The sequence below is a fragment of the Microbacterium sp. NPDC007973 genome, assembly GCF_042958465.1.
Taxonomy (GTDB): Bacteria; Actinomycetota; Actinomycetes; order Actinomycetales; family Microbacteriaceae; genus Microbacterium; species Microbacterium galbum.
This window is the reverse complement of the sequence record NZ_JBIBJJ010000001.1, coordinates 390874-413615: the sequence shown is the minus strand read 5'-3', so window position 1 is coordinate 413615 and position 22742 is coordinate 390874. Positions and strand designations below refer to the sequence as shown.

30 protein-coding genes, 1 tRNA gene and 1 riboswitch are annotated in these 22742 nt (G+C 71.3%); of the genes, 20 read left to right on the top strand and 11 right to left on the bottom strand.

Annotation, left to right across the window (positions count from 1 at the left end; translation table 11 throughout):
* Positions 1 to 138: 138 nt before the first annotated feature.
* Positions 139 to 1122, bottom strand: coding sequence for an alpha/beta fold hydrolase (locus tag ACFZA2_RS02200; protein ID WP_391400018.1), 984 nt, complete (start codon positions 1120 to 1122; stop codon positions 139 to 141).
* A 177-nt stretch (positions 1123 to 1299) separates the two neighbouring features.
* On the opposite strand from ACFZA2_RS02200, the gene ACFZA2_RS02195 reads away from it, so the two are divergent.
* The 3 genes from ACFZA2_RS02195 (at position 1300) to ACFZA2_RS02185 (ending at position 3092) form a co-directional block, all read left to right on the top strand.
* The gene (locus ACFZA2_RS02195; RefSeq protein WP_315993226.1) at positions 1300 to 1851 is read left to right on the top strand and encodes a carboxymuconolactone decarboxylase family protein; all 552 of its coding nucleotides are present in this window, start codon (positions 1300 to 1302) and stop codon (positions 1849 to 1851) included.
* The gene (locus ACFZA2_RS02190) at positions 1848 to 2558 is read left to right on the top strand and encodes a tyrosine-protein phosphatase (protein WP_391400014.1); all 711 of its coding nucleotides are present in this window, start codon (positions 1848 to 1850) and stop codon (positions 2556 to 2558) included. The genes ACFZA2_RS02195 and ACFZA2_RS02190 overlap by 4 nt, the downstream gene beginning before the upstream one ends.
* Positions 2559 to 2627: 69 nt before the next feature.
* Positions 2628 to 3092: an SIP domain-containing protein gene (locus ACFZA2_RS02185; RefSeq protein WP_315993224.1), complete on the top strand. Its 465-nt coding sequence runs from the start codon at positions 2628 to 2630 to the stop codon at positions 3090 to 3092.
* 140 nt (positions 3093 to 3232) lie between these two features.
* On the opposite strand, the gene ACFZA2_RS02180 is transcribed toward ACFZA2_RS02185, so the two are convergent.
* The 4 genes from ACFZA2_RS02180 to ACFZA2_RS02165 form a co-directional block, all read right to left on the bottom strand.
* A complete protein-coding gene (locus tag ACFZA2_RS02180) occupies positions 3233 to 3688 on the bottom strand; it encodes a Fe-S oxidoreductase (RefSeq protein ID WP_391400010.1) in 456 nt (151 codons plus the stop codon).
* Positions 3685 to 4497, bottom strand: a complete 813-nt coding sequence (locus ACFZA2_RS02175; RefSeq protein ID WP_391400007.1) for an arginase family protein — start codon at positions 4495 to 4497, stop codon at positions 3685 to 3687. Before ACFZA2_RS02175 ends, ACFZA2_RS02180 begins: the two co-directional genes overlap by 4 nt.
* A 62-nt stretch (positions 4498 to 4559) precedes the next feature.
* Positions 4560 to 5315: a PspA/IM30 family protein gene (locus ACFZA2_RS02170; RefSeq protein WP_315993221.1), complete on the bottom strand. Its 756-nt coding sequence runs from the start codon at positions 5313 to 5315 to the stop codon at positions 4560 to 4562.
* An 89-nt stretch (positions 5316 to 5404) separates the two neighbouring features.
* Entirely contained in the window at positions 5405 to 7513 is a 2109-nt protein-coding gene (locus ACFZA2_RS02165; RefSeq protein ID WP_391400003.1) for a TPM domain-containing protein, read from the bottom strand.
* Positions 7514 to 7638: 125 nt separating this feature from the next.
* Here ACFZA2_RS02165 and ACFZA2_RS02160 point away from each other — a divergent pair, with 125 nt between their 5' ends.
* From ACFZA2_RS02160 to ACFZA2_RS02140, 5 genes are all read left to right on the top strand, one after another.
* A complete protein-coding gene (locus tag ACFZA2_RS02160; RefSeq protein WP_391400000.1) occupies positions 7639 to 8472 on the top strand; it encodes a DUF3097 domain-containing protein in 834 nt (277 codons plus the stop codon).
* 59 nt (positions 8473 to 8531) lie between these two features.
* Entirely contained in the window at positions 8532 to 9254 is a 723-nt protein-coding gene (gene trmB / locus ACFZA2_RS02155; RefSeq protein ID WP_391401488.1) for a tRNA (guanosine(46)-N7)-methyltransferase TrmB, read from the top strand.
* On the top strand, positions 9251 to 10111 hold the full coding sequence (locus tag ACFZA2_RS02150; RefSeq protein ID WP_391399997.1) for a CPBP family intramembrane glutamic endopeptidase: 861 nt from the start codon (positions 9251 to 9253) through the stop codon (positions 10109 to 10111). The genes trmB and ACFZA2_RS02150 overlap by 4 nt, the downstream gene beginning before the upstream one ends.
* A 166-nt stretch (positions 10112 to 10277) precedes the next feature.
* Positions 10278 to 10341: riboswitch (guanidine-III (ykkC-III) riboswitch) on the top strand.
* A 13-nt stretch (positions 10342 to 10354) separates the two neighbouring features.
* Complete coding sequence (locus ACFZA2_RS02145; RefSeq protein ID WP_315993216.1) at positions 10355 to 10678, top strand: multidrug efflux SMR transporter; 324 nt, start codon at positions 10355 to 10357, stop codon at positions 10676 to 10678.
* A gap of 129 nt (positions 10679 to 10807) precedes the next feature.
* Positions 10808 to 12124 carry a hypothetical protein gene (locus ACFZA2_RS02140; RefSeq protein ID WP_391399993.1) on the top strand — a complete coding sequence of 439 codons (1317 nt, stop codon included), beginning with the start codon at positions 10808 to 10810 and terminating at the stop codon, positions 12122 to 12124.
* 66 nt (positions 12125 to 12190) lie between these two features.
* Here the strand turns inward: ACFZA2_RS02140 and ACFZA2_RS02135 are convergent, their stop codons facing one another.
* A complete protein-coding gene (locus tag ACFZA2_RS02135; protein ID WP_391399990.1) occupies positions 12191 to 12469 on the bottom strand; it encodes a hypothetical protein in 279 nt (92 codons plus the stop codon).
* A gap of 110 nt (positions 12470 to 12579) precedes the next feature.
* Here ACFZA2_RS02135 and ACFZA2_RS02130 point away from each other — a divergent pair, with 110 nt between their 5' ends.
* From ACFZA2_RS02130 to ACFZA2_RS02110, 5 genes are all read left to right on the top strand, one after another.
* Positions 12580 to 13755: an ATP-binding protein gene (locus ACFZA2_RS02130; protein ID WP_391399988.1), complete on the top strand. Its 1176-nt coding sequence runs from the start codon at positions 12580 to 12582 to the stop codon at positions 13753 to 13755.
* A 139-nt stretch (positions 13756 to 13894) separates the two neighbouring features.
* Positions 13895 to 14398: an SRPBCC family protein gene (locus ACFZA2_RS02125; protein WP_391399985.1), complete on the top strand. Its 504-nt coding sequence runs from the start codon at positions 13895 to 13897 to the stop codon at positions 14396 to 14398.
* Positions 14395 to 15876, top strand: coding sequence for a phytoene desaturase family protein (locus tag ACFZA2_RS02120; RefSeq protein ID WP_391399982.1), 1482 nt, complete (start codon positions 14395 to 14397; stop codon positions 15874 to 15876). The genes ACFZA2_RS02125 and ACFZA2_RS02120 overlap by 4 nt, the downstream gene beginning before the upstream one ends.
* Positions 15877 to 15878: 2 nt before the next feature.
* Positions 15879 to 16703 (top strand): DNA-formamidopyrimidine glycosylase family protein, encoded by an 825-nt coding sequence (locus tag ACFZA2_RS02115; RefSeq protein WP_391399979.1) that lies wholly within the window; start codon positions 15879 to 15881, stop codon positions 16701 to 16703.
* Between the two features lie 9 nt (positions 16704 to 16712).
* Positions 16713 to 17783, top strand: a complete 1071-nt coding sequence (locus ACFZA2_RS02110) for a spore photoproduct lyase family protein (protein WP_391399976.1) — start codon at positions 16713 to 16715, stop codon at positions 17781 to 17783.
* 60 nt (positions 17784 to 17843) lie between these two features.
* Here the strand turns inward: ACFZA2_RS02110 and ACFZA2_RS02105 are convergent, their stop codons facing one another.
* From ACFZA2_RS02105 to ACFZA2_RS02095, 3 genes are all read right to left on the bottom strand, one after another.
* Positions 17844 to 18008 carry a hypothetical protein gene (locus ACFZA2_RS02105; protein WP_391399973.1) on the bottom strand — a complete coding sequence of 55 codons (165 nt, stop codon included), beginning with the start codon at positions 18006 to 18008 and terminating at the stop codon, positions 17844 to 17846.
* 170 nt (positions 18009 to 18178) lie between these two features.
* Complete coding sequence (locus tag ACFZA2_RS02100; protein ID WP_391399970.1) at positions 18179 to 18520, bottom strand: hypothetical protein; 342 nt, start codon at positions 18518 to 18520, stop codon at positions 18179 to 18181.
* A 1-nt stretch (position 18521) separates the two neighbouring features.
* Complete coding sequence (locus tag ACFZA2_RS02095) at positions 18522 to 18899, bottom strand: hypothetical protein (protein ID WP_391399967.1); 378 nt, start codon at positions 18897 to 18899, stop codon at positions 18522 to 18524.
* 114 nt (positions 18900 to 19013) lie between these two features.
* Between ACFZA2_RS02095 and ACFZA2_RS02090 the strand changes: the two genes are divergently transcribed.
* From ACFZA2_RS02090 to ACFZA2_RS02075, 4 genes are all read left to right on the top strand, one after another.
* The gene (locus ACFZA2_RS02090) at positions 19014 to 19568 is read left to right on the top strand and encodes a MarR family winged helix-turn-helix transcriptional regulator (RefSeq protein WP_391399964.1); all 555 of its coding nucleotides are present in this window, start codon (positions 19014 to 19016) and stop codon (positions 19566 to 19568) included.
* A 38-nt stretch (positions 19569 to 19606) separates the two neighbouring features.
* Positions 19607 to 19744: a hypothetical protein gene (locus ACFZA2_RS02085; protein WP_315993204.1), complete on the top strand. Its 138-nt coding sequence runs from the start codon at positions 19607 to 19609 to the stop codon at positions 19742 to 19744.
* Positions 19745 to 19813: 69 nt separating this feature from the next.
* Positions 19814 to 20170, top strand: coding sequence for a hypothetical protein (locus ACFZA2_RS02080; protein ID WP_391399961.1), 357 nt, complete (start codon positions 19814 to 19816; stop codon positions 20168 to 20170).
* 263 nt (positions 20171 to 20433) lie between these two features.
* Positions 20434 to 20736: a hypothetical protein gene (locus ACFZA2_RS02075; protein WP_391399958.1), complete on the top strand. Its 303-nt coding sequence runs from the start codon at positions 20434 to 20436 to the stop codon at positions 20734 to 20736.
* Positions 20737 to 20791: 55 nt separating this feature from the next.
* Here ACFZA2_RS02075 and ACFZA2_RS02070 read toward each other — a convergent pair whose 3' ends face one another.
* A complete protein-coding gene (locus tag ACFZA2_RS02070) occupies positions 20792 to 21187 on the bottom strand; it encodes a DUF5684 domain-containing protein (protein WP_363392803.1) in 396 nt (131 codons plus the stop codon).
* Positions 21188 to 21287: 100 nt separating this feature from the next.
* Between ACFZA2_RS02070 and ACFZA2_RS02065 the strand changes: the two genes are divergently transcribed.
* The 3 genes from ACFZA2_RS02065 to ACFZA2_RS02055 all read left to right on the top strand — a co-directional run bounded on the left by ACFZA2_RS02065 (position 21288) and on the right by ACFZA2_RS02055 (position 22185).
* Positions 21288 to 21737 (top strand): hypothetical protein, encoded by a 450-nt coding sequence (locus tag ACFZA2_RS02065; protein ID WP_391399955.1) that lies wholly within the window; start codon positions 21288 to 21290, stop codon positions 21735 to 21737.
* 80 nt (positions 21738 to 21817) lie between these two features.
* On the top strand, positions 21818 to 21988 hold the full coding sequence (locus ACFZA2_RS02060; protein WP_391399952.1) for a hypothetical protein: 171 nt from the start codon (positions 21818 to 21820) through the stop codon (positions 21986 to 21988).
* A gap of 124 nt (positions 21989 to 22112) precedes the next feature.
* Positions 22113 to 22185: transfer RNA gene (locus tag ACFZA2_RS02055), tRNA-Arg, on the top strand.
* Between the two features lie 109 nt (positions 22186 to 22294).
* Here ACFZA2_RS02055 and ACFZA2_RS02050 read toward each other — a convergent pair.
* Positions 22295 to 22732: an ImmA/IrrE family metallo-endopeptidase gene (locus tag ACFZA2_RS02050; protein WP_391399948.1), complete on the bottom strand. Its 438-nt coding sequence runs from the start codon at positions 22730 to 22732 to the stop codon at positions 22295 to 22297.
* Positions 22733 to 22742 lie beyond the last annotated feature (10 nt).

Genomic DNA, 22742 nt, shown 5'->3' with positions numbered 1-22742 from the left:
GGCCGAGGGCATCCGAGTGCTGTGGATGCCGTGCAGGGGTGGAAACAGCCTACTTTCACCGGCATTCCCTCATCGCCCCGTGTGACGATGCGCGACGGTGTATGACGGTGCGCGCACGCGAGGGTCTCGCCGACCGCTTCACGCGGAGGCGTCGGCGACGACCTCGCGGATGAGCGCGGCGAGGGCGGCGGGATCCTCCTCCTGCGCGTTGTGACCGGTGGCGAGCACGCGGACGCCCGCACCGGGCACGCCACGCCGGAGCTCCTCGGCATCCGTCTCTGTGACGAAACCGCGCTCGCCGCGGACGAGGGTCACCGGCGCGCCGACCTCGGCCAGGTCGTCCCACCCGGTGCTCGCGAGCACCGCGCGCACGGCATCCGGGGTCGTGGGCTCGGCGCCCGCGTCCGCGGCGGGGGCGACCGGGGAGCCCTCGTTCGCGGCGGGGGCATCCAGGGATGCCGCGTTCGCGGCGGCGGCGGCGAGGTGGGCGAAGTGGTGCTTCCACTCCACGCGTCCGTCTTCGCGCACCCGGGAGTTGAGGAAGACCCCGCGCGCGGCGGCCTCGGGCGAGCCGCCGAGTCCGAACGACAGGGCGCGCTGCACCAGCTCCTCGCGCGACGCCCAGTCGGTCGGGCCGGCGAAGAACGCGCGGATCTGCGCGGGTCCCGCGCTCGGATCGACGCCGGGGGTGATGTCGACGACGACGAGTCGTGAGACCAGGTCGGGACGGGATGCCGCGACGGCCGCCGCCGTGAGACCGCCGAGCGAGTGGCCGACCAGCACCTGCGGCCGATCGGTCCAGGTCTCGAGAGCGCGCACCACGTCGGGGGCGAGGACGCGCGCGACGTAGGCGGCGTCGTCGCGCCAGGAGGAATCGCCGTGCCCCGGCAGATCGAGCGCGAGGGCGGGCACCCCGAGGTGCAGCAGGGTCGTGTCCCACGTGTGCGCGTTCAGTCCGGCGCCGTGCAGCAGCGTCACCGCCGGGGGAGCGGCGCCCCACCGCAGCGCGCTCAATCGACGCCCGTCGGCGAGGACGAGGTCGACGCGGGAGACGGCGGGGACGGCGGCGCCGAGACCGGCGGCCTGGGCGGGGAGGAACGAGAACTCGTCGAGCTCGGGCATGGGGTTCAGCCTGTCACCCGTCGCCCGGACGCCGCCACCGGGGTGCCGCGCGGCGTCACGCGGTGCGCCGCATCCTGCGCGCGGTGGCCCGTCCCCGGGTCCCGCGGCTCGGGCGGATGCCGAGGTGTCGCCGACCGTTCCCGCGCCGGTCGACCACGGTCGTCCTAGGCTGTCGCCATGGGCGAGGAACGGCGTGTGCACCTGTCGAAGTCGGCTCCGGAGGCGTACGCGGCGCTGCGCGCGTTCTCGACGACGGTGGGCCGGCTCGCCGCCGACGCGGGCATCGATGCGCGGCTGCGCGAGATCGTCCAGATCCACGCCTCCCAGCTGAACGGCTGCGCGTATTGCGTGCGCGTCCACGTCGACGGCGCCGTGAAGGCGGGGCTCGACGCCGACGTCATCGCCCAGATCGCGACGTGGCGCGAGTCGGGCGTGTTCGACGACCGCGAGCGGGCGGCGCTGGAGCTGACGGAGTCCTTCACGTTCATCCACGAGGACGGCATCCCCGACGAGGTGTACGACCAGGCGGGCGGCATCCTGAGCGAGGCCGAGTACGTCGCCCTCAGCTGGGTGCTCGTGGCCATCAACGCCTTCAACCGCGTCGCGATCGCGGGCCGTTATCCGGTGCCGCCCCGCACGCCCGCGGGCGCTGTCGTCGCGGACGATGCCGCTCCTCCCGCGACGACCGCGCCGCGCGCTCCGCACGTGCACGTGGACGGCACCGCGTGAGCTCGCTGGTCTCGGGGGCGGTCAACTTCCGCGACGTCGGCGGGCTCCCGGCGGGCGCGGGCCGCACCAGGGAGGGCGTCCTGTTCCGCTCGGGCAACCTGGTCGCGGTCGACGACGACGGCATCGACACCCTGCGCGCGATCGGCCTGCGTCGCGTCATCGATCTCCGCGACGAGAGCGAGCTCGCCGTCGACCCCAGCAGGCTCGACGATCTGCCCGTCGAGGTGCAGCACGAGCCCCTCTTCCTGGGATCCGTCGCTTCGTTCTTCGCGCGCGACCTCAGTCTCGAGCAGCTCTACATCGAGATCGCCGACGCCTCCGCCGACCGCGTCGTCGCCGCCGTCCGCGGCATCCTGGTCGATCAGCCCGTGCTCGTGCACTGCACGATCGGCAAAGACCGCACGGGCGTGACGGTCGGGATCGCGCTCGCCGCGGCGGGCGTCGACGCCGAGGCCGTCGTGGCGGACTACGCGCGCACCGAAGGCCTGCTCCCCGCCGGTCGCAACGCGCGGGTGCTCTCGGCGATCCGAGCGCTGCACCCCGAGAACGTGCACGCCGAGGATCTCGCGACCCGCTCACCGGCGCGGGCCATGCGCGCGCTGCTGGCGCATCTCGACGGCACCTACGGTTCCGCCGCCGGGTATCTGCGTGCGCACGGCATGACGGATGCCGAGATCGACCGTCTGCGCGAGGTGCTCGTGGAGTGATCCACGTGTGGATCACCAGCCGGAACCCAGGTTAGGCAACCCTTCGTCGGGGGTATACTCGACCTCATCATGCCCACCTCTTCCGAGCACAACGACGCCGCCTGCCGTGCGTCGCGGCACACCCGTGTGCAGCACCTCGTGACCGCCGACGAGACCTCTCTCGCCGAGCTCGAGGCGCTGCTGGCGACGCTGCCCATCTGCTCGACCGGGCGCGTGTTCATCGAGGTCCCCGACGAGTCGTGGATCGGTCGCGTCGCCGCACCCGCCCGCATGACGATCGCGTGGCTCGACCGTTCGCGCCGCGGCGGGGCGCCCGGTACGGGTCGTGGCTGCGCTCCGGGGCAGGCCCTCGCTCGTGCGGTCTCGGGCTGGGCGGGCGAGATGCTCTGCTGCGACGACGACGCGACCCGCGTCATCCTGCTCGGCGGATACCTCGGCACCGCCGAGATTGTCGACGATCTGATCTCGCGCCACGGCGTCGATCCGCTCGCCATCCACACGCCCGAGCGTTTCGGCCTCGCCACCGCGCGCTGACGTTTCCGCCGCGCGATCCCGTCGCCCTCGGTCGAGTGTCCACGACACGCCGGATCCCCGGGGCCAGGCCGGTGTGTCTTGGACACTCGATCCGCGGTAGCGGTCGCGGTGAGCGGGGCGGGCGGTGAAGGGAGGGCGGGTCAGCTGCCGCGGGGCACGTAGTTGCCCTCGATGAGCCCGGCCTCGATCTCGAAACGGTTGCGCAGCGGATCCCGTCCCGCGAGCGCGTAGAGCAGGGGCATGAGGAAGCCGTAGCGCTGCCACTGCCGCCGGTGCACGGCCTCGTGTCCGAGGACCACGTCGGTGGGCCGGTCGTCGCCGGTCAAGAAGCATTCGCCGACGCACACGCCCCCGCGGGGGAACGCCCACGCGGGCAGGCCGCGGAACACCCACAGGCCGTCGCGCCTCTCGATGCGCCCGGTGCTCCAGATCGAGCCCCATACCCATCCCACGGTGCACCCGTACCAGTAGCCGACGCGGCTGATCGGGGAGTCGAGCAGGATGCCGGGAATGAACCGGTCGAGACGGCGACCCCGAGCCACGGCGCGATCGGCGCGCTCGCGCCAGCCGGCCGGCGGGCGGGGGATCGGGCTCACGCGAGCGCTCCGATCAGACGGAGGATGGTGCCCAGGTCGTCGACGGCCGCCGCGGGACTCGACGGCGAGAACTCGGTCAGCGTGGCCCCCGCGAGCGGCAGGCGTTCGCGCAGACGGCGGACGGATGCCACGACGTCGGCCGCGCGCGCACCGAACGGCTCGGGCAGGGCGACGCCCGTCATCTCCGCCGGGTCGAGCACGTCGAGGTCGACGTGCACGTGGACCCGCGCGGCGCCGGTCGCGAGGACCGCGTCGGCGAGGGCATCGGGATCCGCCAGGTCGGCAGGGGCGAGGACACGTATGCCGTGCTCCGAGATGTAGCGCTGCTCCTCGGCATCCAGGGCCCGCGTTCCGGCGAGGACGATGCGGGAGGGGGAGATTGCGGGCTCGAGGCGGTGGGGTGACTCCCCCTCGCCGGCGATGGCGCGCAGCACCATGCCGTGGAACGCCCCGCTGGGGGAGGACTCCGGGGTGTTCAGGTCGGCGTGCGCGTCGATCCACACCACCGCCAGGTCGTCGCCCGCGACGGCCGATACGGCCCCGAGTGCGACTCCGCAGTCGCCGCCGATCACCACGGCGGGCCCGTCTGCTCCGCGGACGGCGTCTTCGATGCGTTCGCGCATGCGGACGAGAGCACTGAGGCGGTGCACACGCGTGCCCTGTGCGTCCCCGGCCTCGGTCGGTGCGGCGAGCACCGTCGTCGAGGCGCGGGGGAGGTCGCCGGCGATGGCCTCGGCACCGTCGACGAGTTGCATCGCACGCGACGACGAGGAGCCCTGCCACTGCGGGGCGACGATGAATCTGGCCATGGTGTCCTCGCCGGAGACGGGAGCGCGCCGCCCGGTGGACGGACGGCGCGCTCGAGGGTCGATCAGAGCTGGTCGGGGCTGGGGGCGTCGATCGCCGCGCGCTGCGGGCCGCCGACCTTCAGAGCGGCCAGACGCGCCTCGACCTCGGTCAGCTCGCCGACGTCTTCGAGCGCGTTGAACTGCGCGTCGATGCTCGATGCGGCCAGCTCCTGCTTGCCCGCGGCGAGGGCCTCTTCGCGGCGGATCTTGTCTTCGAAGCGCCCGAGCTCGCTGGTGGGGTCGAGGACGTCGATCGACTTGACCGCGTCGTGCACCTTGTTCTGCGCCTCGGCGACCTTGGCGCGGGCCGTGAGCTCGTTGCGCTTGGCCTTGAGCTGCTCGAGCTTGGTCTTCATGCCGTTCAGGCCGTCTTTGAGCTTGTCGACGACCTCGGTCTGCGACGCGATCGTGGGAGCGGCGGCCTTGGCCTCGCCCTCGGCGGTGATCTGGCGCTGCAGGGCGATCTTCGCGAGGTTGTCGAACTTGTCGGCCTCGCCGACGTTGCCGGCCGCGCGCAGCTCGTCGCCCTTGCGGCTGGCGGCGAGGGCCTTGTTGCCCCACTCGGCCGCGGCCTGGACGTCTTCCTGGTGGTCCCGCTCGAGCAGACGCAGGTTGCCGATGGTCTCGGCGATGGCGGACTCGGCGTCGGCGATCGAGTTCGAGTAATCGCGCACGAGCTGGTCGATCATCTTCTGCGGGTCCTCGGCCTGATCGAGGAGCGCGTTGATGTTCGCGCGGACGAGGGTCGAGATGCGACCGAAGATGGACTGCTTGGCCATTCGGGGTGTTCCTTCCTGAGGGCGACGATGTCGAGTCTGGTGTCGGATGCTACGAATTCTCTGTGATCGGCGGCTGCGCCGCGAGGGGATCAGCGGCGTCGGCCTCCTCCGCCCCCGGTGCGGCCGCGGCCGCCTCCGCTCGAGAAGCCGCGGCCGCCTCCGCTGCGCGATCGTCCGCCGCCCGAGAACCCACCGCCGAACCCACCGCCGCCGGAACGCGAACGTCCGCCGGAGAATCCGCCGCCGCCCAGGCCGCTCAGTCCGCCCAGCCCGCCGAGGGTGCCGAGACCGCCGCCCCCGAAGCCGCCACGGCGTCGTCCGCCGCCGGAGAGCGCGTTGATGGCGATGCCGCCGAGGATGGCGCCCATGAGGTCGCCGCCGCCCCCGCTCCCGCCGAACGACCCCACGTCGTTCTGGGCGAGCGAGGCGGCTTCGCCGGCCTTCTGCGCCGCACGCTGGGCCGTCGTCAGCGCCGCCGCCGGATCACTCGCCCGCAGCTGCTCGGCCTGCACCAGCGCGGCACCGGCCTCGGCGAGGCGGGTGCGAGCGGTCGGCCCCACGGCGCCTCGCCGCGCCGCGATGAAGTCCTCGGTCGCGCTGACCTGCGCGCGGGCCTGGGCGAGCACCGTGTCGAGCTGGCCTTCGGCGCGTCGGCGGCGCTCCGCGGCGTCGCGCGCGGCGTCGAGCACGCCGTCGATGGTGGCGTTCGCCTGCTGCAGTCCGTCGACCGCGCGCAGCGGGCTCGGACGCTCGGCCGAGAGGAGCGCCCGCGCGGCGTCGAGCTGCGAGCGGGTCGATGCGGCCGCGGCGGCGACCCGGCCGTCGGGGTCGGGCAGGCCCTCGGCGGCGACGAGGTCGCCCTCGATCTCGGCGACCAGGGCCCCTGCGCGCCGGGCGGCGTCATCGAGGGCGGTGCCGAGGGTGGTGATCGCGTTCTCGAGCGTGTCGGCCTGGGCGACGGCTGCCTGGGCCGCGCGGATGGCGACGGCCGCTTCGCCGGTGCGTCCCGCGGAGAGGGCGGCGTCGGCCTCCGTCTCCTGGGCGGCGGCGAGGTCGAGACGCGAGCGGGCCTGGGCGGGATTGTCGGCGACGGGGCTGAGCGCGTCGTCGGCGAAGCGGGCGCGCAGGCGTTGCAGCTCGTGCTCCGCCGCGGCGAGGGCGGAGGCGACGGCCTCGCGCCGGGTGCGGGCGGTCTGCAGGGCGGCCGGGGCGTCCGCTTCGAGGGCGCGGAGCTCGTCGAAGGCCGCGGCTCTGGCATCCAGGGCCTCGTCGGCGCTCTGGCACAGGCGCAGGATCTCGGCGTAGCCGGCTCGTCGCTGATCGGGGGTCTCCGGGGTGTCGTCGTCGAGCTGCTGCTGCAGGGCGAAGGCCCGGTCGAGGTCGGCTTTGGCCTGAGCGAGGGTGTCGGCGAACGGGGCCGCGGCCTCGTCGCCGAACTGGGCGCGGGCGAAACCGAGCTCCTGCTCGCTGGTCTTCACGGCGTCGTCGGTCGCGACGAGCGCGGAGCCTGCGCGCCGGGCGAGGTCGTCGACGCTCTCCGCGGGCGGCGTCGCGGTGGCGGCCGACCGACGCTTGCGGAGGAAGAGCCACAGCAGCACGCCGGCGATGGCCAGCAGGAGCACCGCGACGAGGATGATCGGCCCGAGGGCGGGCCCGCTGTCGGTGGCGGGAGTCGGAGGGGGAACGGGCATGTTGCCCCCGGCTTGCGCGTGCGCGGTGCGGATGCCGTCGGCGGCGGCGATCGCCGCGCCCGCGTCGTCTCCGGCCTCCAGTGCCGGCTGGATGCGGTCCTGCTCGATCGACGTCAGCTGGGCGGCTGAGAGCTCGCCGTCATCGACATCGCCGGAGAGGTAGAAGGAGAAGGTGTCGCCATCGATGGCGATCGCGAGCACGTACTGGTGCGGTCCGAGCTTGTTCTGATTGGCCGTGTCGTTCGCCCAGTCCTGCGCGTCGGCGGGATCGGTGAAGGCGTCGACGTAGACGACCCACAGATCGAGGCCCGTCTGCTCCGACAGCGCCACCAGCCGCGACTGCACCTCGGACTCCTGCGCATCGGTGAGCGCGTCGATGCGGTCGACGACGTAGCTCGAGCCGAGGGAGGGAGGGGGGACGGCGACCGCGGCGAGCGGCACCCCCAGGATCGCGACGAGCGTCAGGAAGGCGACGGCGACCGCCCGGACCACTTTCGGCACCCGCATGCATCCCCCTTCGGTGCGCAACGGATCCACCCTATAAACGACCGCCGACAGCGGGATAGGCGCGGCGCGTCCGCTGCCGGCGGACAGGCGCGACGCCTAGGCTCGAACGCTCGGAGGTACGCACCATGGACGACCGGTACGGAACGGACGTGCTCGCCCGCGGATGGCGCGACGCCGGACGCATCAAGCCCGCCGAGGTCGCGGCATCCGCGGATCTCGTCGTGGAAGTCGCGGGCGACGGCTACGTCGGCGCGGTGACGCGGGTCGAGGGCATGAACGTCGAGCTCGAGGACCGCTTCGGCAAGCGCCGCCTCTTCCCGCTCGGCGGGGGATTCCTCGTCGACGGCAAGCCCGTGGTGCTCACCGCGCCCGCCGCGGCGCCCAGGGGGCGCACGCGCACCGCATCCGGTTCGTTCGCGGCACACGACCAGCGCGCCCGCACCGCCCGCGCGAGCCGCATCTTCGTCGAGGGCAAGCACGACGCCGAGCTCGTCGAGAAGGTCTGGGGCGCAGACCTGCGCGCCGAGGGCGTCGTGGTCGAGTTCCTCGAGGGCGTCGATCTGCTCGAAGAGAAGCTGGATGCCGAGCCCCCCACCGCCGAGCGACGCTACGGCGTGCTCGTGGACCACCTCGTCCCGAACTCCAAGGAGTCGCGCATCGCCGAGAAGATCGCGCGCGGCCGCCACGGCGCCCACGTGCGCATCGTCGGTCACCCCTTCGTCGACGTGTGGCAGTGCGTCACCCCGCGCGCCCTCGGCATCGCCGCGTGGCCCGAGGTGCCGCGCGGGATCGAGTGGAAGGTGGGCGTGTGCCGCGCCCTCGGCTGGCCCGCGGAGGAGCAGGCCGACACCGCCCGCGCCTGGCAGCACATCCTGTCGAAGGTCACCACGTTCCGCGACCTCGAACCGGCCCTGCTCGGCCGGGTCGAGGAACTCATCGATTTCGTGACCGTCCCGTGAGCGGCCGCAAGGTGCCCGTGCGCCACACCCCCGAGGGGCAGCCGAATACCCTGGATGCCATGGACTCCGCCCCCGTGTTCCGCGACAAGCCGGTGTCGTTCGTGCGCCGCAGCGGCCGCATGTCGGAGGCGCAGGACCGCGCGTGGGCCGAGCTCTCGCCGTTCTACCTGCTGCCCGTCGAGCGGGCCGCCGCCGCGACGAGCGTGAAGGCCGGGGCCACCGTCGACCTGGAGGAGGTCTACGGCCGCACCGCGCGGCTCGTCGTCGAGATCGGCTCGGGGCAGGGGCACCAGATCGTCTCGGCCGCAGCCGCCCATCCCGAGGCGGACTTCCTGGCCGTCGAGGTCTTCACCGCGGGACTCGCCCGCACGATGCTCGACGCCGACCGCGAGGGCGTGAAGAACCTGCGCCTGGTCGAGGCCAACGCGCCGGAGGCGCTCGAGCATCTGTTGCCCGCGGCAAGCGCCTCCGAGCTCTGGGTGTTCTTCCCCGACCCCTGGCACAAGAACAAGCACACGAAGCGCCGGCTGGTCGCCCCCGACTTCGCGCGCATCGCCGCCCAGGCGCTCCGCCCCGGCGGCACCCTGCGCCTCGCGACCGACTGGCAGGACTACGCCGACCAGATGCGCGACGTGCTCGACGAGGCTCCCGGCTTCGAGCGGGCGTTCTCGGGGGAGTGGGCCGAGCGCTTCGAAGGTCGCGTCCTCACCGCGTTCGAGCGCAAGGGGCTGCGGGTCGGCCGCGACATCCGCGACCTCACCTACACGCGGGTCTCGCCGTGACCGCGCACACCGCGGTGCCGGTCCGCGAGCGTTCCACGTGGACGCCGAAGCTCGTCCCGGCGCTGTTGGTGTGCCTCGCCGCCCCGGTGCTGTTCGTCGTGCAGGTCGTGTGGCTCGGGTGGGTCCTGCTCGCTCTCGCCGTGGCATCCGCCGTTCTCGTGGATCGCCTGGGCGGCGTCGCCCTCGCCCGCTCCGATGAGCCGAGCATCGCCCGCGACGTCTCGCTCGTCGCGATCGGCCAGTTCATCGTCAGCCTGATCCCGCTGCACGCCGAGCTCGACAACGCGGCCTTCGTGCGGTTCACGCTCGCTCTCGGCGGGGCGGTCGTCGTGCCGTACGTGATCTCGCGCTTCGTCTACCGGGATCGCGCGATCGCGTTCCCCTGGCGCGGCGGCGGACGCTGGACCTGGTGGCAGTGGGCGTGGCTGGCCGGCGTCATCGTGCTCGGCTACCTGATCCTGCCGTTCTACTTCATCACCTCCGGCGTCTACACGAACTGGCCCGAGGTGACCACGCCCGACCTCATCGCGCGGCTGTTCGTCGGCGTCGGCGCCGTCGGCATCTGGGACGAGCTCTTCTTCATCTGCACGGTCTTCGTGCTGCTGCGCCGCCACTTCCCCGACCTGACGGCGAACCTGCTGCAGGCGATCGTGTTCGTCTCGTTCCTGTGGGAACTCGGCTACCAGGCCTGGGGACCGCTGCTCACGATCCCGTTCGCGATCGTGCAGGGCTTCCTCTTCCTCAAGACCCGCTCCCTCTGGTACGTCGTGACGGTGCACCTGCTCTTCGACGCCGTGGTCTTCGGCGTGCTCGTCCACGCCCACAATCCCGGTGCGGCATCCCTCTTCCTGATCTGATGCCGGACGCCGGATGCCGGGAGCCCGTCTGCGGGCGAGGCCCGGGCGACCCCGTGTGAACGCTCCGGCGTGGGGGAAACGCCCGGCCGGAGCGTTCCCCCGCGGGGCGGCGTTCACTCGAGTCGCGCTGCACGGGTCCTGCCCAGGCGCGGACGCTAGCCTGGGCACCGGACGCCCACCGCGTCCCCGGACGAGGGATCAGTACCCGGACAGCGACAAGACTGGCCAAGGAGCTGCATCGTCATGTCGTGGATCATCCTCATCCTCTCCGGTGTCCTCGAAGCCGTCTGGGCCACCGCCCTCGGTCGGTCGGAGGGCTTCACCAAGCTCTGGCCGAGCGTGATCTTCGGCGTGGCCCTCGTGGCATCCATGGGTGGGCTCGCCGTGGCGATGCGCGAGATCCCCACCGGCACGGCCTACGCGGTCTGGGTCGGGATCGGGGCCGCGCTGACGGTCGTGGTCGCCATGGTGACCGGCACCGAGGCGATCTCGGTGGTGAAGGTGCTCCTGGTGCTCGGCCTGGTCGGCTGCGTGATCGGCCTGAAGCTCGTGGGCGACACCCACTGACCTGGGGTTTCCGCAGAAGTCAACCGGATGGAACGGTCAGTTTGATCCGGTACGATCACGCCCAATTGCACTTCCCCGGGCCAGACACCGTCGTCACTCGCCCTCGTCTTCCCCTGTGAAAGGTTCCGAGTGAGCGCACCGCCGAGCGAGCTTGTCACCCCGACGCAACCGTCGAGGGTCATCGGGCGTCCGTCGCGACGTCTCGATCGTCTGCGCGAATCCCGCGTCGGTCGCGCGCTGCGGCAGTACGGCAGTGACGTCCTGCGCCGGCCTGAGGGCATCGTCCCCATCGAGCGCGGGGCCTTCACTCGCATCCTGATCCTGTGGGCGATCGCACGCACGGTGAACTTCGGACTTTTGTGGGGCTTCTACTCGATCGCCAAGGCGGCGCGCTGGGGCTTCGGCCCCGACAGCGAGCGTCTCGGCACGTTCTTCGACTACCTCACCGGGTGGGATGCCGATCGCTACGGCCAGATCGCCGCCCAGGGCTACCCGATGTCGCTGCCGATGAACGTCTCGGGTGACATCCTCCCCAACAACTGGGCGTTCCTGCCGGTGTTCCCGACGGTGGTGCGCGTCATCTCGGGCACGACCGGTCTCGGCTGGCAGCCGGTCGCCATCCTGCTGAGCCTCGGGGCCAGTCTCGGCGCCACATGGCTGCTGTTCGTCCTGCTGCGCACCGTCGCCAAGCCGCAACCGGCGTGGTGGGCCGTGGTGTTCTTCTCCTTCGCGCCGATGTCGTTCCTCTTCGTGATCGGCTACAGCGAGGGCCTGTTCATGCTGCTGATGTTCGCCGGCATGCTGCTGGCGATCAAGCGGCGCTATCTGTGGATCCTGCCCATCGGCCTCATCACCGCATACACGCGGCCGGGCGTGCTCGCCCTGGGCCTGGCCCTGGGCATCGTGTTCCTCGTGCGCTTCTTCCGCCGTCGGGTCGACCCGTTCCCGGTCCGCGAATGGGCGTCGCTCATGGCATCCGGGCTGGTCATCGCGGTGGCGGGGCTCTCCTGGAACCACATCGCCCAGTTCGTCACGGGTACGCACAACGCCTACATCCGCACCGAGCTCGGGTGGTGGCTCGACTACGTCGGCAACGACGAGTTCACGCCCTTCACTCCATGGTTCCGTCAGGCGGGTACGCACCTGGGTGTCGTCGGCATCGTGCTGGTGATCGCCCTCATCGTGGCGTTCCTCGCGCTGATGTGGTCGCGGCCCGTCCGCAAGCTCGGCCTCATGGTCGTCGCGTACGGCTTCAGCTACGGCGTGTACATCTTCGCGGTGTTCCTGCCCCAGCAGAGCACGTTCCGTCTGCTCATGCCCATGGCGCCGCTCATGGGCGACGAGCGATGGTCGTCGACCCCGCGCCGGCGCACCGCCATCCTCGTCGGCTGCCTCGTGTTGCAGGCCGTCGCGATCCTCCTGCTGTGGACGCGCGGCAACCCGTGATCCTCCCCTGAACGGCGGAAGGGGGCGGTGCCGATCCGGCATCGCCCCCTTCGCGTGTGTTCGGATTCAGTCGGGCCGTCCGCCCGGGTCGACCGCGTCGACCACGGCCTCCTCGACCGCGTTGTCGGCGACCGTCTCGGCCGAGCCGATCGCCTCGTCGTCGTCCTCGGCGAAGGCGCCGGCTGCGTCGGACCCCTTCGCATCGTCGCCGACCCCGCCGGCCGGGGCGGGCTGCGTCTCGGGCGGGAGGGGAACGGTCGGCTCGGAGGGCGCCGGCGTGGTCGGCTCCGCGGGGGTCGGCGCGGTGGGCTCGGACGGGGTCTGGGGGAAGGTCGGGGTGCTCATGCCGCGACTCTGCGCCACACGTCCATTGCGCGCGAGCCCCTTCCTCTCCCGGCCGTCCCGGTGTAATCGACAACCGCTAGGCTCTTCGGCGAGAACATCAGGGGGATGCCGTGTCGACTGCGCACGATGTGACCAGGCGAGACGCGATCGCTCAGTACCGTCTCGTGGGCGAACCGTCCGAACCCGATCTCCAGGGGCTCGTCGAACTCGCCGCGACCGTGTGCGGAGTACCCACCGCCGTCATCAACATCATCGACGACCGGATGCAGCATCAGGTCGCCGCCGTCGGCATCCAGGCCGCGTCGTGCGAGCGCGAGGACTCGATGTGCGCGGCCGTCATCTCCCGGCCGGGTCGCGTCGTCGTCGCCGACGCCCGGCTCGATGACCGCTTCGCCCACAATGCCTTCGTCACCGGCGAGGTCGCGAACGTGCGCTTCTACGCCTCGAGCCCGCTCATCACGCCGTCGGGCGTGGCGATCGGCACGCTCTGCGTCTTCGACGACGAGGTGGGAGAGCTCTCGGATGCCAGCGCCCACGCTCTCGACCTGCTCGCCCATCAGGTGATCGACGTGCTGGAGCTGCGCCGCGTCCAGCGCGACCTCCTCGAGTCGAACCAGCAGCTCGAGAGCTTCGCGACCCAGGTCAGCCATGACCTGCGCAACCCGCTCACGGCGTTGACGGGTTTCCTCGAGCTCGCCGCGGACAGCCCCGAGATGGCCGACGCCCCGCGCGCGGCGCAGTCCCTCGCCCGCGCCGAAGCCGCGGCCGGTCGGATGACGTCGATGGTCACCGACCTGCTCGACTTCGCCCGGATGGGCGGCGCCCGCCCCCACATGACGCAGGTCGACGTGGCCGAGACCGTCGACGCGGTGCTCGAAGACCTCGACGGCGCGCTGGTGCGCACGGGCGCGGAGGTCACGGTGGACGCCTCGACGTTCGTCCGGGGCGACGACACCCTGCTGCGCGTCCTCCTGCAGAACCTCATCGCCAACGCCGTCAAGTTCACCGTCGCGGCCGAGAAGGTGCCCGACGTCCGCGTGAGCGTCGAGACCCTGCCCGACGGCTGGCGGATCAGCGTCGACGACAACGGCGATGCGGTGCCGACGGAGTTGCGCGAGCGTGTCTTCGAGCCCATGCAGCGCGGGCACGGCGCCGACGTGCAGGGCATCGGCATCGGTCTCGCGACATGTCGACGTATCGTCGAGGCGCACGGCGGGACGATCGGTCTCGACGCCTCCCCGGCGGGTGGGACGCGCGCGTGGTTCGTCCTGCCCGCGGCCGCGTGAGCCGACCGCGGCGCCGATATCGGCCGAGGCGCTGAGGCGCAACCACCGCGACGGATGTCGGAGGCGGACCGTAGCGTGAGGGCTGTCGGGGAAGTCCTCGGCATCCGTCCGCATCCGAGACGACGAGGAGGAGCGACGCATGGCCCGCAACGCCCGTCTGCTGCACTGCACCCCGGAAGACGTCTTCCGCGTCCTCGAGAACGGCTGGCTCTATCCGTTGTGGGTGGTCGGCACCTCGCGGATGCGCGATGTGGGGGAGTCCTGGCCCCAGGTGGGGGCGACGCTGCACCACTCGTTCGGGTCGTGGCCCCTGCTCGTGAACGACACCACGATCATGCGCGTGTGGGATCCGCCGCATCGCGCGGTCCTGGAACCGCACGGCGGCCCGATCGGCGTCGCGCGCGTCGCCATCGACGTCAAACGACGGGGCGAGGGATGCGTCGTGCGCATCCAGGAGGAGCCCGTCACGGGGCCGACCCGGCTGTTGCCCGACACCGTCTTCGATGCCATCACCCGCTGGCGCAACGCCGAGACGCTGCACCGTCTCGCCTACCTCGCGGAGGGCGGCGCACCCGGCACCGAGGGCGGTGCCGACGCGATCGGCCACGAGTCGAGCGCCGAGAGGGAGCCGATCCGACGATGAGCGAGACCTACGACGCCGTCATCGTCGGTTCCGGTCCGAACGGCCTGGCCGCCGCCGTCACCCTCGCACGCGCCGGGCTCTCGGTCGGCGTCTACGAGAAGGCGCCGACCTTCGGCGGAGCCGCGTCCACCGCGGAGCTGACGCTCCCGGGCTTCCACCACGACGTGGGGTCGGCGGTGCACCCCCTCGCCCTCGAGTCGTGGTTCTTCCGCGAGTTCGGTCTCGACCGTCGCGTGCCCCTGATCGTGCCCGAGGTGTCGTACGCGCACCCGCTCGACGGGGGGCGCGCCGCGCTGGCGTTCCGCGATCTCGCGCGCGCCGCCGACGGTCTCGGCGTCGACGGGCCCGCCTACGAGCGGCTGATGCGCCCGCTCGTCGATCATCTGCGCGGCGTCGCCGACTTCACGGGGAATGCGCTGCTGCGCATCCCCGGCGACCCTCTCGCGGCGTTCTTCTTCGGCATCCGGGCCCTCGAGCAGGGCGGTCCGTGGTGGAACGCGCGCTTCCGCGAGGAGGCCGTGCCGAGCATGATCACGGGCGTGTCCGCGCACACGATCCTTCACCAGCCGAGCCTCGCGGCCGGGGGAGCGGGTCTCGTGCTGGCCACCTACGGGCACGGTCGCGGGTGGCCGATCCCGGTCGGCGGCAGCCAGGCGATCGCGGACGCGATGATCGCCGACATCCGTGCGCACGGCGGCGTCCTGCACGCGGGGGTCGAGGTGACCTCGCTCGACGAGCTCCCCTCCTCGCGTGCGGTCCTGCTCGACACCACCCCGCGAGCGTTGATCCGCCTCGCCGGAGACCGGATGCCGGCGGCATACCGCCGAGCGCTGCAGCGGTTCCGGTACGGCGGGGGCGTGGCGAAGGTCGACTTCGCGCTGTCCGAGCCGGTGCCGTGGGCCGATCCCGACGTCGCGCGCTCGGGGACCGTCCACATCGGCGGTACCCGGGCCGAGATCGCCGCGGCCGAGAACGCGGTCGCGCGCGACGAGCTCCCCGACGCCCCCTATGTCCTCGCCGCTCAGCCGACGTTGTTCGACTCCACGCGCGCGCCCGCGGGCAAGCACGTGCTGTGGGCGTACACGCACGTGCCGTCCGGGAGTCCGGCCGACCGCGAAGAGGCCATCGTGCGGCAGATCGAGCGTTTCGCGCCGGGTTTCCGCGACACGATCCTCGCCTCGAGCTCACGCACCGCGGTCGACATCGCCACGTGGAACCCCAACTTCCCGGGCGGTGACATCTCCGCCGGTGCCCCCACCCTGACGCAGCTGCTCGGCCGGCCGGTGTACAGCCCCGACCCCTGGCGCACCCCGATGAAGGGCGTGTACCTGTGCTCTTCGTCGGCGAGTCCGGGGCCCGGCGTGCACGGTCTGGCCGGGTGGCAGGCCGCGCTGAGCGCCCTGCGCCACGAGTTCGGCACGCGCCTGCGTCCCGATCTCGCCCCCCGCGGCGACCAGCTCCTCCCCGCGGCGCGCTAGCCGTGCCGGAGGGCGACAGCGTCTATCGCCTCCGTCAGCGGTTGGATGCCGCGACGACCGGCGCCCGCGTGGCCGATGGGGAGGTGCGTTCCGGCAACGCCGCCGGTCTCTCCCTCGCCGGCCGCACGATCGTCGGCTACGACACCCACGGAAAACACCTGCTCACGCGCTTCGATGAGGGTGACACGCTGCACACGCACCTGCGCATGCAGGGATCGTGGACCATCACGCGAGCCGGCAGATCCCTTCCGACCGCGGTCCGGGAGAAGGCCCGCGTGCGCCTGCGACTCGACGACGGGCGCGAGGTGTGGGGACTGGATCTGCCGGTCGTCGAGGTCGTGCCGACAGCGCGCGAACGCGACGTCGTGGGGTACCTCGGTCCCGATCCGCTCCGCGCGGACTGGGATGCCGCGGAGGCCGTGCGTCGGCTGGCCGAACGCCCCGATCGCCCGTTCGTGGCAGCGCTCCTCGACCAGCGTCGGGTGGCGGGGCTCGGCAACCTCTGGGTGAACGAGCTCGCCTTCCTGCGCGGCATCCACCCCTTCGCGCCGATCGGTGCGATCGATCTGGACGCCCTCGTGACGCTCGCGGCTCGATGCCTGCGCGTGTCGGCGACGGTCCCGGGGATGTACCAGGTCACCACGGGGGATCGTCGTCGGGGCGCCTCGCACTGGGTGGTCGGCCGCGCGGGGCGTCCGTGCCTGCGCTGCGGAACGCGCGTCCGCGTGCGCGACGAGGTGGCGAACGACCCGGAGCAGCGCCGCACGTGGTGGTGCCCGCGGTGTCAGCCGATGCCGGCGCACGCCGATGTCGGAACCCCGGAGTAGAACGGAACGATGGCCGTCGAACGGGAGAATCTTCTGCGCGTCACGCGCATCTACGCGGAGGACGCCGCGCTCGAACTCGAGCGCGGACGGGAGATCGTCGCGCGCTGGCCCGACGCCGACATCGTTCCGGTCGCCTCGCACTGGCAGATCCCCGAGGTTCACGGCGATGAGACCAACGTCGCCCGCTGGGTGCGCATCAAGACCGAAGCGCTCGTTCTGGGCGTGAAGAAGAGCGTCACCACGCGCGTGAACGGCCGCTCGGCGGACTTCATCGCGCCGTCGCTGTCGAACGGCTGCGCGATGGCGTGCTCCTACTGCTACGTTCCGCGCCGCAAGGGCTACAGCAACCCCATCACGGTGTTCGCGAACATCGACCAGATCACACGTCACCTCGCGCGCCACGTCGCGGCCCGGGGGCCCAAGACCGAGCCGAACCAAAGCGACCCCGACGCCTGGGTGTACGACATCGGCGAGAACGGCGACTGCTCCGTCGACGCGCTCCTCAGCGAGAACGTCCGCGACGTGTGCGATCTGTTCCGCATGACGCCGACCGCGAAGGCGTCGTTCGCGACGAAGTTCGTCAACCGCGATCTGCTCGAGTGGGATCCCGCGGGCCGCACACGCATCCGCTTCTCGCTCATGCCGGCGGGCACGGCGCGCGTCACCGATCTACGCACCTCGCCGATGGCGGAGCGCATCGCTGCGATCAACGACTTCGTCGATGCCGGGTACGAGGTGCACGTCAACTTCTCGCCGGTCATCCTCACCCCGACGTGGCTCGCCGACTGGGAAGAGCTGTTCGATCAGCTCGACGCGGCACTGCATGCGCGGGCCAAGGCCCAGCTGGCGTGCGAGGTCATCTTTCTCACGCACAACGAGGGCCTGCACGAGGTGAACCTCGGCTGGCACCCCAAGGGGGAGGAGCTGCTGTGGACACCCGCCGCGCAAGAGGAGAAGCGCTCGCAGAACGGCGCGGTCAACGTCCGCTACCGGCATCCCCTCAAGGCGCAGAGTGTTGCGGCTCTCACCGATCTCATCGCCCGGAAGCTTCCGTACTGCCGGGTGCGCTACGCCTTCTGACGCGCGGACGCAGCGGCCGGCGCGCTCCCGTCGGGAGCCGCGCCGGCCGCCCAGGCGGTCTCAGCCGATGTCGCCGGTGGGGGAGTCGTCCGTGGTCGCGGCCTCGTCGGCGTCGCGCTGCGCGGCCGCACCCTCCTCGGGCGACTCGCTGCCCGCGCCGTTCGACTGCTCGTCGGGCGCGTCGCCCGTGTTCGCGCTGTCCGGGTGTCCGTCGTCGATCGTCATGGGGTCTCCATCCGTTGGTGAATCGCCGACGCTGTCACGTCAGCACCGCGGCGTCCAGGGGGTCGACGGCGATCAGAGGGGAGTGACGCCGTAGCGAGCGGCGAACTCGGCGCTCGCCGCGTCCTCGAAGTCGTCGGCGTCGTCGCGCAGCTCGACATCGTTCACGTCGTTCACAGGTACGGCGCCAGGGCGCCCGCGGTGAGGGCGAACGCGAGGGCGGTGCCCCCGACGACGGTCGCTGCGACCACCGAGGCGCGCTCGGCGCGCCGGCGACGCGACACGTTGGCGGGGTGCATCGTCGAGCGCAGCGACGCCTTCGCGGCGTCCAGGCTGTCATAGCGTCCGATGGGGATGCCGTGCGCGTCGCGGGAGACGAATCCGCCGGCGACCGCGTCAACGCAGCCGTCGTATTCGCCGCCGCGGTGGGCGACCCAGAAGCCGGTGTCGACCTTCGCCCACAGCACGCGGGCAGGGGCGAGCGTCGGCACGACGGGAAGAGTGGGAGCGCTCATGTCAGGCGGCGACCGAGAGCGAGCGGCGGCGGGCCGGGGTGGCGACGCGCGCGGGCGTCACACGGGTCGGGTGGGCCTCGGGGATCTCGACGCGCAGGTCGACGACGAGTCCCGCTGAGGAGTTCGCCATCTCGGCCATGCTCTTCAGCGTCGTCGCGTCGAGGGTCTCGGGCTCCGCCGAATCGAACACGAATCGCAGGGGGATGGCCGGCTGCAGCCAGAGGGTGGAGCGGCCGGGGGTGCCGTCGACGTGCGTCCAGCTCAGGGTGAAGCTCTCGCTGCGGCGGAGCTTGGTCGTGGTCACGACCTTGAGGTGCGAGAGGAGACGGTCCGGGATGCGGATCGGTTCGGTCGACGTGCCGTAGAACAAGTGGCCCATGGGAACTCCCTTCGTGAGCGATTAGCTGTGTGTAGAACATACTCGCTTAGTAACTAGTTTGTCTAACTATTATTAACGAGGTATAGTCGGCTGACGAGCGGGGAGGAGTGTGTCATGACCGACGTCGAAACCACGTCCCGCGGACTCACGAGCACGGGACCTACCGAAGAGGTCACCTACTGGTACGGCGACGAGCCGACCGATCGCCGACGCCGGAGCAAGGCCGTTCTCGAAGCGCTGCGCATCTACCGGGCGGCCGAGGTCGCCATGCGACGCCGCACCCGCGACTCAATGGCGATGGGGGAGAACGAGCTCCTCGTCCTGCGCTATCTGCTCCGCGACGCCACCCGGCGCGTTCGCCCCGGAGAGCTGACCCGCTACCTCGGTCTCTCGACCGCGTCGACCACGGCGATCCTGGATCGCCTCGAGCGGTCCGGCCACATCACGCGTGCGGCGAATCCCGAGGACCGCCGCAGCATCTTCATTCAGGCCACCCCGCGCGCCGACGTAGAAGTGCGACAGACCCTCGGCAACATGCACGACCGCATGCTCGCGGCCGTGATCGACATGACGCCCGAGGAGTCCGCGGCCGTCGTCGCCTTCCTGCAACGCATGAGCGACGCTGTCGACGGCGTCGCGGTCGACAAGCGGGCGGTCGATTCGCCGTGATCTACGTGCTCGTCGGCGGACCGCGCGACGGACAGCACGTGGACGACCTTCCTCGCGGTTACCGCCTCTCCCTGACCGATCCTCAGCCGGAACCGTTCGCCGAGTTCGACACCGTTCGCGCGGTCTGGTTCGAACTCGACGAGTCGATGTTCCGTTCGGCGCAACGCCGCGATTGACCCGTACCCCACGCGCGCGGCCGGGGCAACCCGCCCTCGCCCGGCCCTCGTCGGCCGCAGAGTGGACCCATGCGTTGCGTGACCTATGCCGGCGAAACCGTGATGACCACCGACGACGTCGCCGCGTCGCTCGTGGAGTTGACCGCGGCAGTGGCGAAGGAGGGGCAGGCCGAGGCGGTCAGCATCCCCATCGTCACCGATGACAAGAAGGTCGCTCAGGCGGAGTTGGTGATCGGTGTGGGCAACGATGTGCTCTCCGCGCCCGTCGACTGGCACGACGAGGAGCCGGACTTCGCTCACGCGGCCGCCGAGTTGAAGAATCACCGACTGTTCCCGCGCCCGCACCTCAGGGCGGTCGAACCGACGTCCGACGAGGATGTCGACGAGCCCATCGACTGGGACTTCGACCAGCCCACGCAGGCCTGATCGCTGCCGGCCAGGCGCACGATCCGTTCGACTCGAGGATGGCGGATGGCACCGGGGCGGTGACCGGGTCTACACGCTGGACGAGATCGTTGCCGTGAAGGGCGACGGAACCGGGTGGCGTCATCCCGACGGTGCGTTCGTGGCATCCGCCGTTCACCGTCGGGAAATAGTCCTCAGGGATGATGTGCGACGGCCGGCCGTCGGTGAGGCTGGAGGAGTGCTCGCAGCCGCGCGAGCCCGACGCTTCCCCCGGAGTGGAGATCATGTCGCCCGACCAGTTGCGAATCGCCCCGACGACCGACGCCGCGGACGGTCGAGAACGTCAGCGCCGGAGTATCCGTCATGCGCAGGCGCAACTCGCCGCCTTCGTGCGGAGCTCCGCCGACGACGTCGCCGAGGCCGCCCATGCCGCCGAGGCGGCGCTGCGCAGCGCGCTGTCGTCGGGGGCGGGAGTGGAACGCGTGTCGGCGGAGCTGGAGGTCAGTCCTCGCGCTCTGCGAGCGATCGCCGATGGATCGGTGCCGTTGCGCAGCCTCCACCCCGACGACCGCCTGCGCTTCTCCTGAGCCTGCGCGCCGGTCGAGCCGTTCGGCTCGGGTCGGTCCGCGGAGGCCGGTTCTGTCAGGCCAGGCGCTCGGGACGGTACTTGTCGTCGCTGAAGCCGATGACGAGATATCCGATGACGTAGAAGATCACCAGCAGGAACAGCGAGAACACCCACCCGTGGCCGAATGCCCGGCCCACGCGGATGTGCACGATCACGTGGAAGACGAGGTTCACGATCGGCACGAGGTAGAGCAGGGTCAACCACCCCGAGAAGCCGGCGATGCGCACCATGACGACGAGGTTGACGATCGGGATGATCGCGAGCCACCCGGCGTGCCCGGCTTTGGCGAAGACGCGCCACAGCGCGACCACCATGAGGACGTAGATCGCGAGGGCGATCAGGGAGTTCGTGGCGCTCAGCGCGAAGATCGAAGTCTGGTCGGTGATCGACGAGGGCGAAGAGGTCAGCATGCGCTCATCGTAGGGGTTCTCCCAGCCGACGCTCAGGTTGGGCGCCCGCACGGCACGCCACGGCCGGGCGGGTTTACGCTCTCAACGAGGAGGCGGCCGAATGGGCGAGCGCAAGTTCGAGTGGGGCGGGCTGAGCGCCGACCGCGCCGATTACGTCACGGCCGCCGAGGCGCTCGCGATGCTGGAGGTCCTCGTCGTGGCCCAGGCCGATCTCGACGTCGCCACCGAGCTGCGCGACGGCGCCGCATGGGCCCGCTTCTCGCGCGGGCCGCGGTGGGCGCTCGTATCGACCCCCGGCTCGCGGTGGTTCTCGGTCGAGACCGACACGGGTCACCGCATGCAGCTCGTCGACGCGTCGTCGTCGAAGGACCAGAGCGCGCAGTTGCTCGCCGTCTACGTGGACGTGGCGGAGGCCTACGTGCGCTCCGACGTCGCCCCCGTGCCCGGTCGAGGGCTGAGCGGGTCGGTCGTCACCGTCGATGTCGACGGGCGCGAGGTGCTGCTTCACCTTCCGATCTCCCGACGGGTCCGGGGGATGTTCCGGCACTAGGCCGACGCGCCACCCCGGTCAACCCGGTGCGCCGGGCCGGGGCGGATTGCGACGCTGATGATCTCGACGAAGGGAACACCATGAGCGACCCGCAGCACACCCCGGCCGACGACGCGTCCGACCTCGGAGACGACCCCACGGTCAAGCCGAGCCAGGAGAACGACGTCGAAGAGGCCTCGAAGGCGCCGTCCACCGACGACCCGAACGCCGATCACCAGGCGAGCGGCATCGGCGTCATCGGCGACGAGTGATCCGGATGCCACGGATCGGCGTCGCGCTCCGCGTCGTCGGTCCGTGGCCGTGCCCGCGGAGCCGTACAAAGCGACGCCCGGCCGTCGGGACCGCCGCCGGTGCGGTGATAGCCTGGACCGGTCCGCCTCCGTAGCTCAGGGGATAGAGCGTTGGTTTCCGGTACCAGAAGTCGCAGGTTCGAATCCTGTCGGGGGCACAAGAATTCAGGGCCGCGATCCTAGTCAGTGACTGGGATCGCGGCCCTTTTCGCGTTTCCGGCGGCGATGCAGCGTAGAGCTGGTGCAGCCATTGGTGCAGCCATCTCGTCAGGTGGCCCACCGTGCGGCGTGTCGAAATTGTCCCGCGCCCATGCGGGACTGCGTGTAGGCGGCGCCGCGCACCCGGGTGAGGTGATTCTCGACGAAGGCGCGAAGGAGCTTCACCGTCACGCCGAGTTCCTCTGCGACCTCCTCGGGGTTGAGTCCGATGGTCTCGAGCTGGGCGTACCGCTCGGGGTCGATCAGGAGTGCCGCTGCGTAAGCGTCTGCCGCAGCTTCTGCCGTCTCGTCGCCGCGGTCGTGGTGTCCGAGGTACACGTGGGCGAGTTCGTGCGCGAGAACGCAATCTCGCTCGATGGGGGCGAGTTTGAAGTCGTAGATGACTCGCTGGTTCTCATGGTCGTAGAACCCGTTGTAGGGCTCAGGGAGGTGTGCGACGTGCACGGAGACTCCGAGCCGTGCCGCGTGAGCGAGTAGTTCTCGCATGGTCCCCTCC

Bases quoted from the DNA above. Each gene is read 5' to 3' on its own strand.
- ACFZA2_RS02120 (WP_391399982.1), top strand. From the start codon at position 14,395: ATGAGCGAGACCTACGACGCCGTCATCGTCGGTTCCGGTCCGAACGGC.
- ACFZA2_RS02145 (WP_315993216.1), top strand. From the start codon at position 10,355: ATGTCGTGGATCATCCTCATCCTCTCCGGTGTCCTCGAAGCCGTCTGG.
- ACFZA2_RS02095 (WP_391399967.1), bottom strand. From the start codon at position 18,899: ATGGGCCACTTGTTCTACGGCACGTCGACCGAACCGATCCGCATCCCG.
- ACFZA2_RS02125 (WP_391399985.1), top strand. From the start codon at position 13,895: ATGGCCCGCAACGCCCGTCTGCTGCACTGCACCCCGGAAGACGTCTTC.
- ACFZA2_RS02135 (WP_391399990.1), bottom strand. From the start codon at position 12,469: ATGAGCACCCCGACCTTCCCCCAGACCCCGTCCGAGCCCACCGCGCCG.
- ACFZA2_RS02160 (WP_391400000.1), top strand. From the start codon at position 7,639: ATGGACGACCGGTACGGAACGGACGTGCTCGCCCGCGGATGGCGCGAC.
- ACFZA2_RS02170 (WP_315993221.1), bottom strand. From the start codon at position 5,315: ATGGCCAAGCAGTCCATCTTCGGTCGCATCTCGACCCTCGTCCGCGCG.
- ACFZA2_RS02110 (WP_391399976.1), top strand. From the start codon at position 16,713: ATGGCCGTCGAACGGGAGAATCTTCTGCGCGTCACGCGCATCTACGCG.
- ACFZA2_RS02200 (WP_391400018.1), bottom strand. From the start codon at position 1,122: ATGCCCGAGCTCGACGAGTTCTCGTTCCTCCCCGCCCAGGCCGCCGGT.
- ACFZA2_RS02070 (WP_363392803.1), bottom strand. From the start codon at position 21,187: ATGCTGACCTCTTCGCCCTCGTCGATCACCGACCAGACTTCGATCTTC.
- ACFZA2_RS02105 (WP_391399973.1), bottom strand. From the start codon at position 18,008: ATGACGATCGACGACGGACACCCGGACAGCGCGAACACGGGCGACGCG.
- ACFZA2_RS02080 (WP_391399961.1), top strand. From the start codon at position 19,814: ATGCGTTGCGTGACCTATGCCGGCGAAACCGTGATGACCACCGACGAC.
- ACFZA2_RS02165 (WP_391400003.1), bottom strand. From the start codon at position 7,513: ATGCGGGTGCCGAAAGTGGTCCGGGCGGTCGCCGTCGCCTTCCTGACG.
- ACFZA2_RS02100 (WP_391399970.1), bottom strand. From the start codon at position 18,520: ATGAGCGCTCCCACTCTTCCCGTCGTGCCGACGCTCGCCCCTGCCCGC.
- ACFZA2_RS02185 (WP_315993224.1), top strand. From the start codon at position 2,628: ATGCCCACCTCTTCCGAGCACAACGACGCCGCCTGCCGTGCGTCGCGG.
- ACFZA2_RS02050 (WP_391399948.1), bottom strand. From the start codon at position 22,732: ATGCGAGAACTACTCGCTCACGCGGCACGGCTCGGAGTCTCCGTGCAC.
- ACFZA2_RS02090 (WP_391399964.1), top strand. From the start codon at position 19,014: ATGACCGACGTCGAAACCACGTCCCGCGGACTCACGAGCACGGGACCT.
- ACFZA2_RS02065 (WP_391399955.1), top strand. From the start codon at position 21,288: ATGGGCGAGCGCAAGTTCGAGTGGGGCGGGCTGAGCGCCGACCGCGCC.
- ACFZA2_RS02075 (WP_391399958.1), top strand. From the start codon at position 20,434: ATGTCGCCCGACCAGTTGCGAATCGCCCCGACGACCGACGCCGCGGAC.
- ACFZA2_RS02060 (WP_391399952.1), top strand. From the start codon at position 21,818: ATGAGCGACCCGCAGCACACCCCGGCCGACGACGCGTCCGACCTCGGA.
- ACFZA2_RS02175 (WP_391400007.1), bottom strand. From the start codon at position 4,497: ATGGCCAGATTCATCGTCGCCCCGCAGTGGCAGGGCTCCTCGTCGTCG.
- ACFZA2_RS02195 (WP_315993226.1), top strand. From the start codon at position 1,300: ATGGGCGAGGAACGGCGTGTGCACCTGTCGAAGTCGGCTCCGGAGGCG.
- trmB (WP_391401488.1), top strand. From the start codon at position 8,532: ATGGACTCCGCCCCCGTGTTCCGCGACAAGCCGGTGTCGTTCGTGCGC.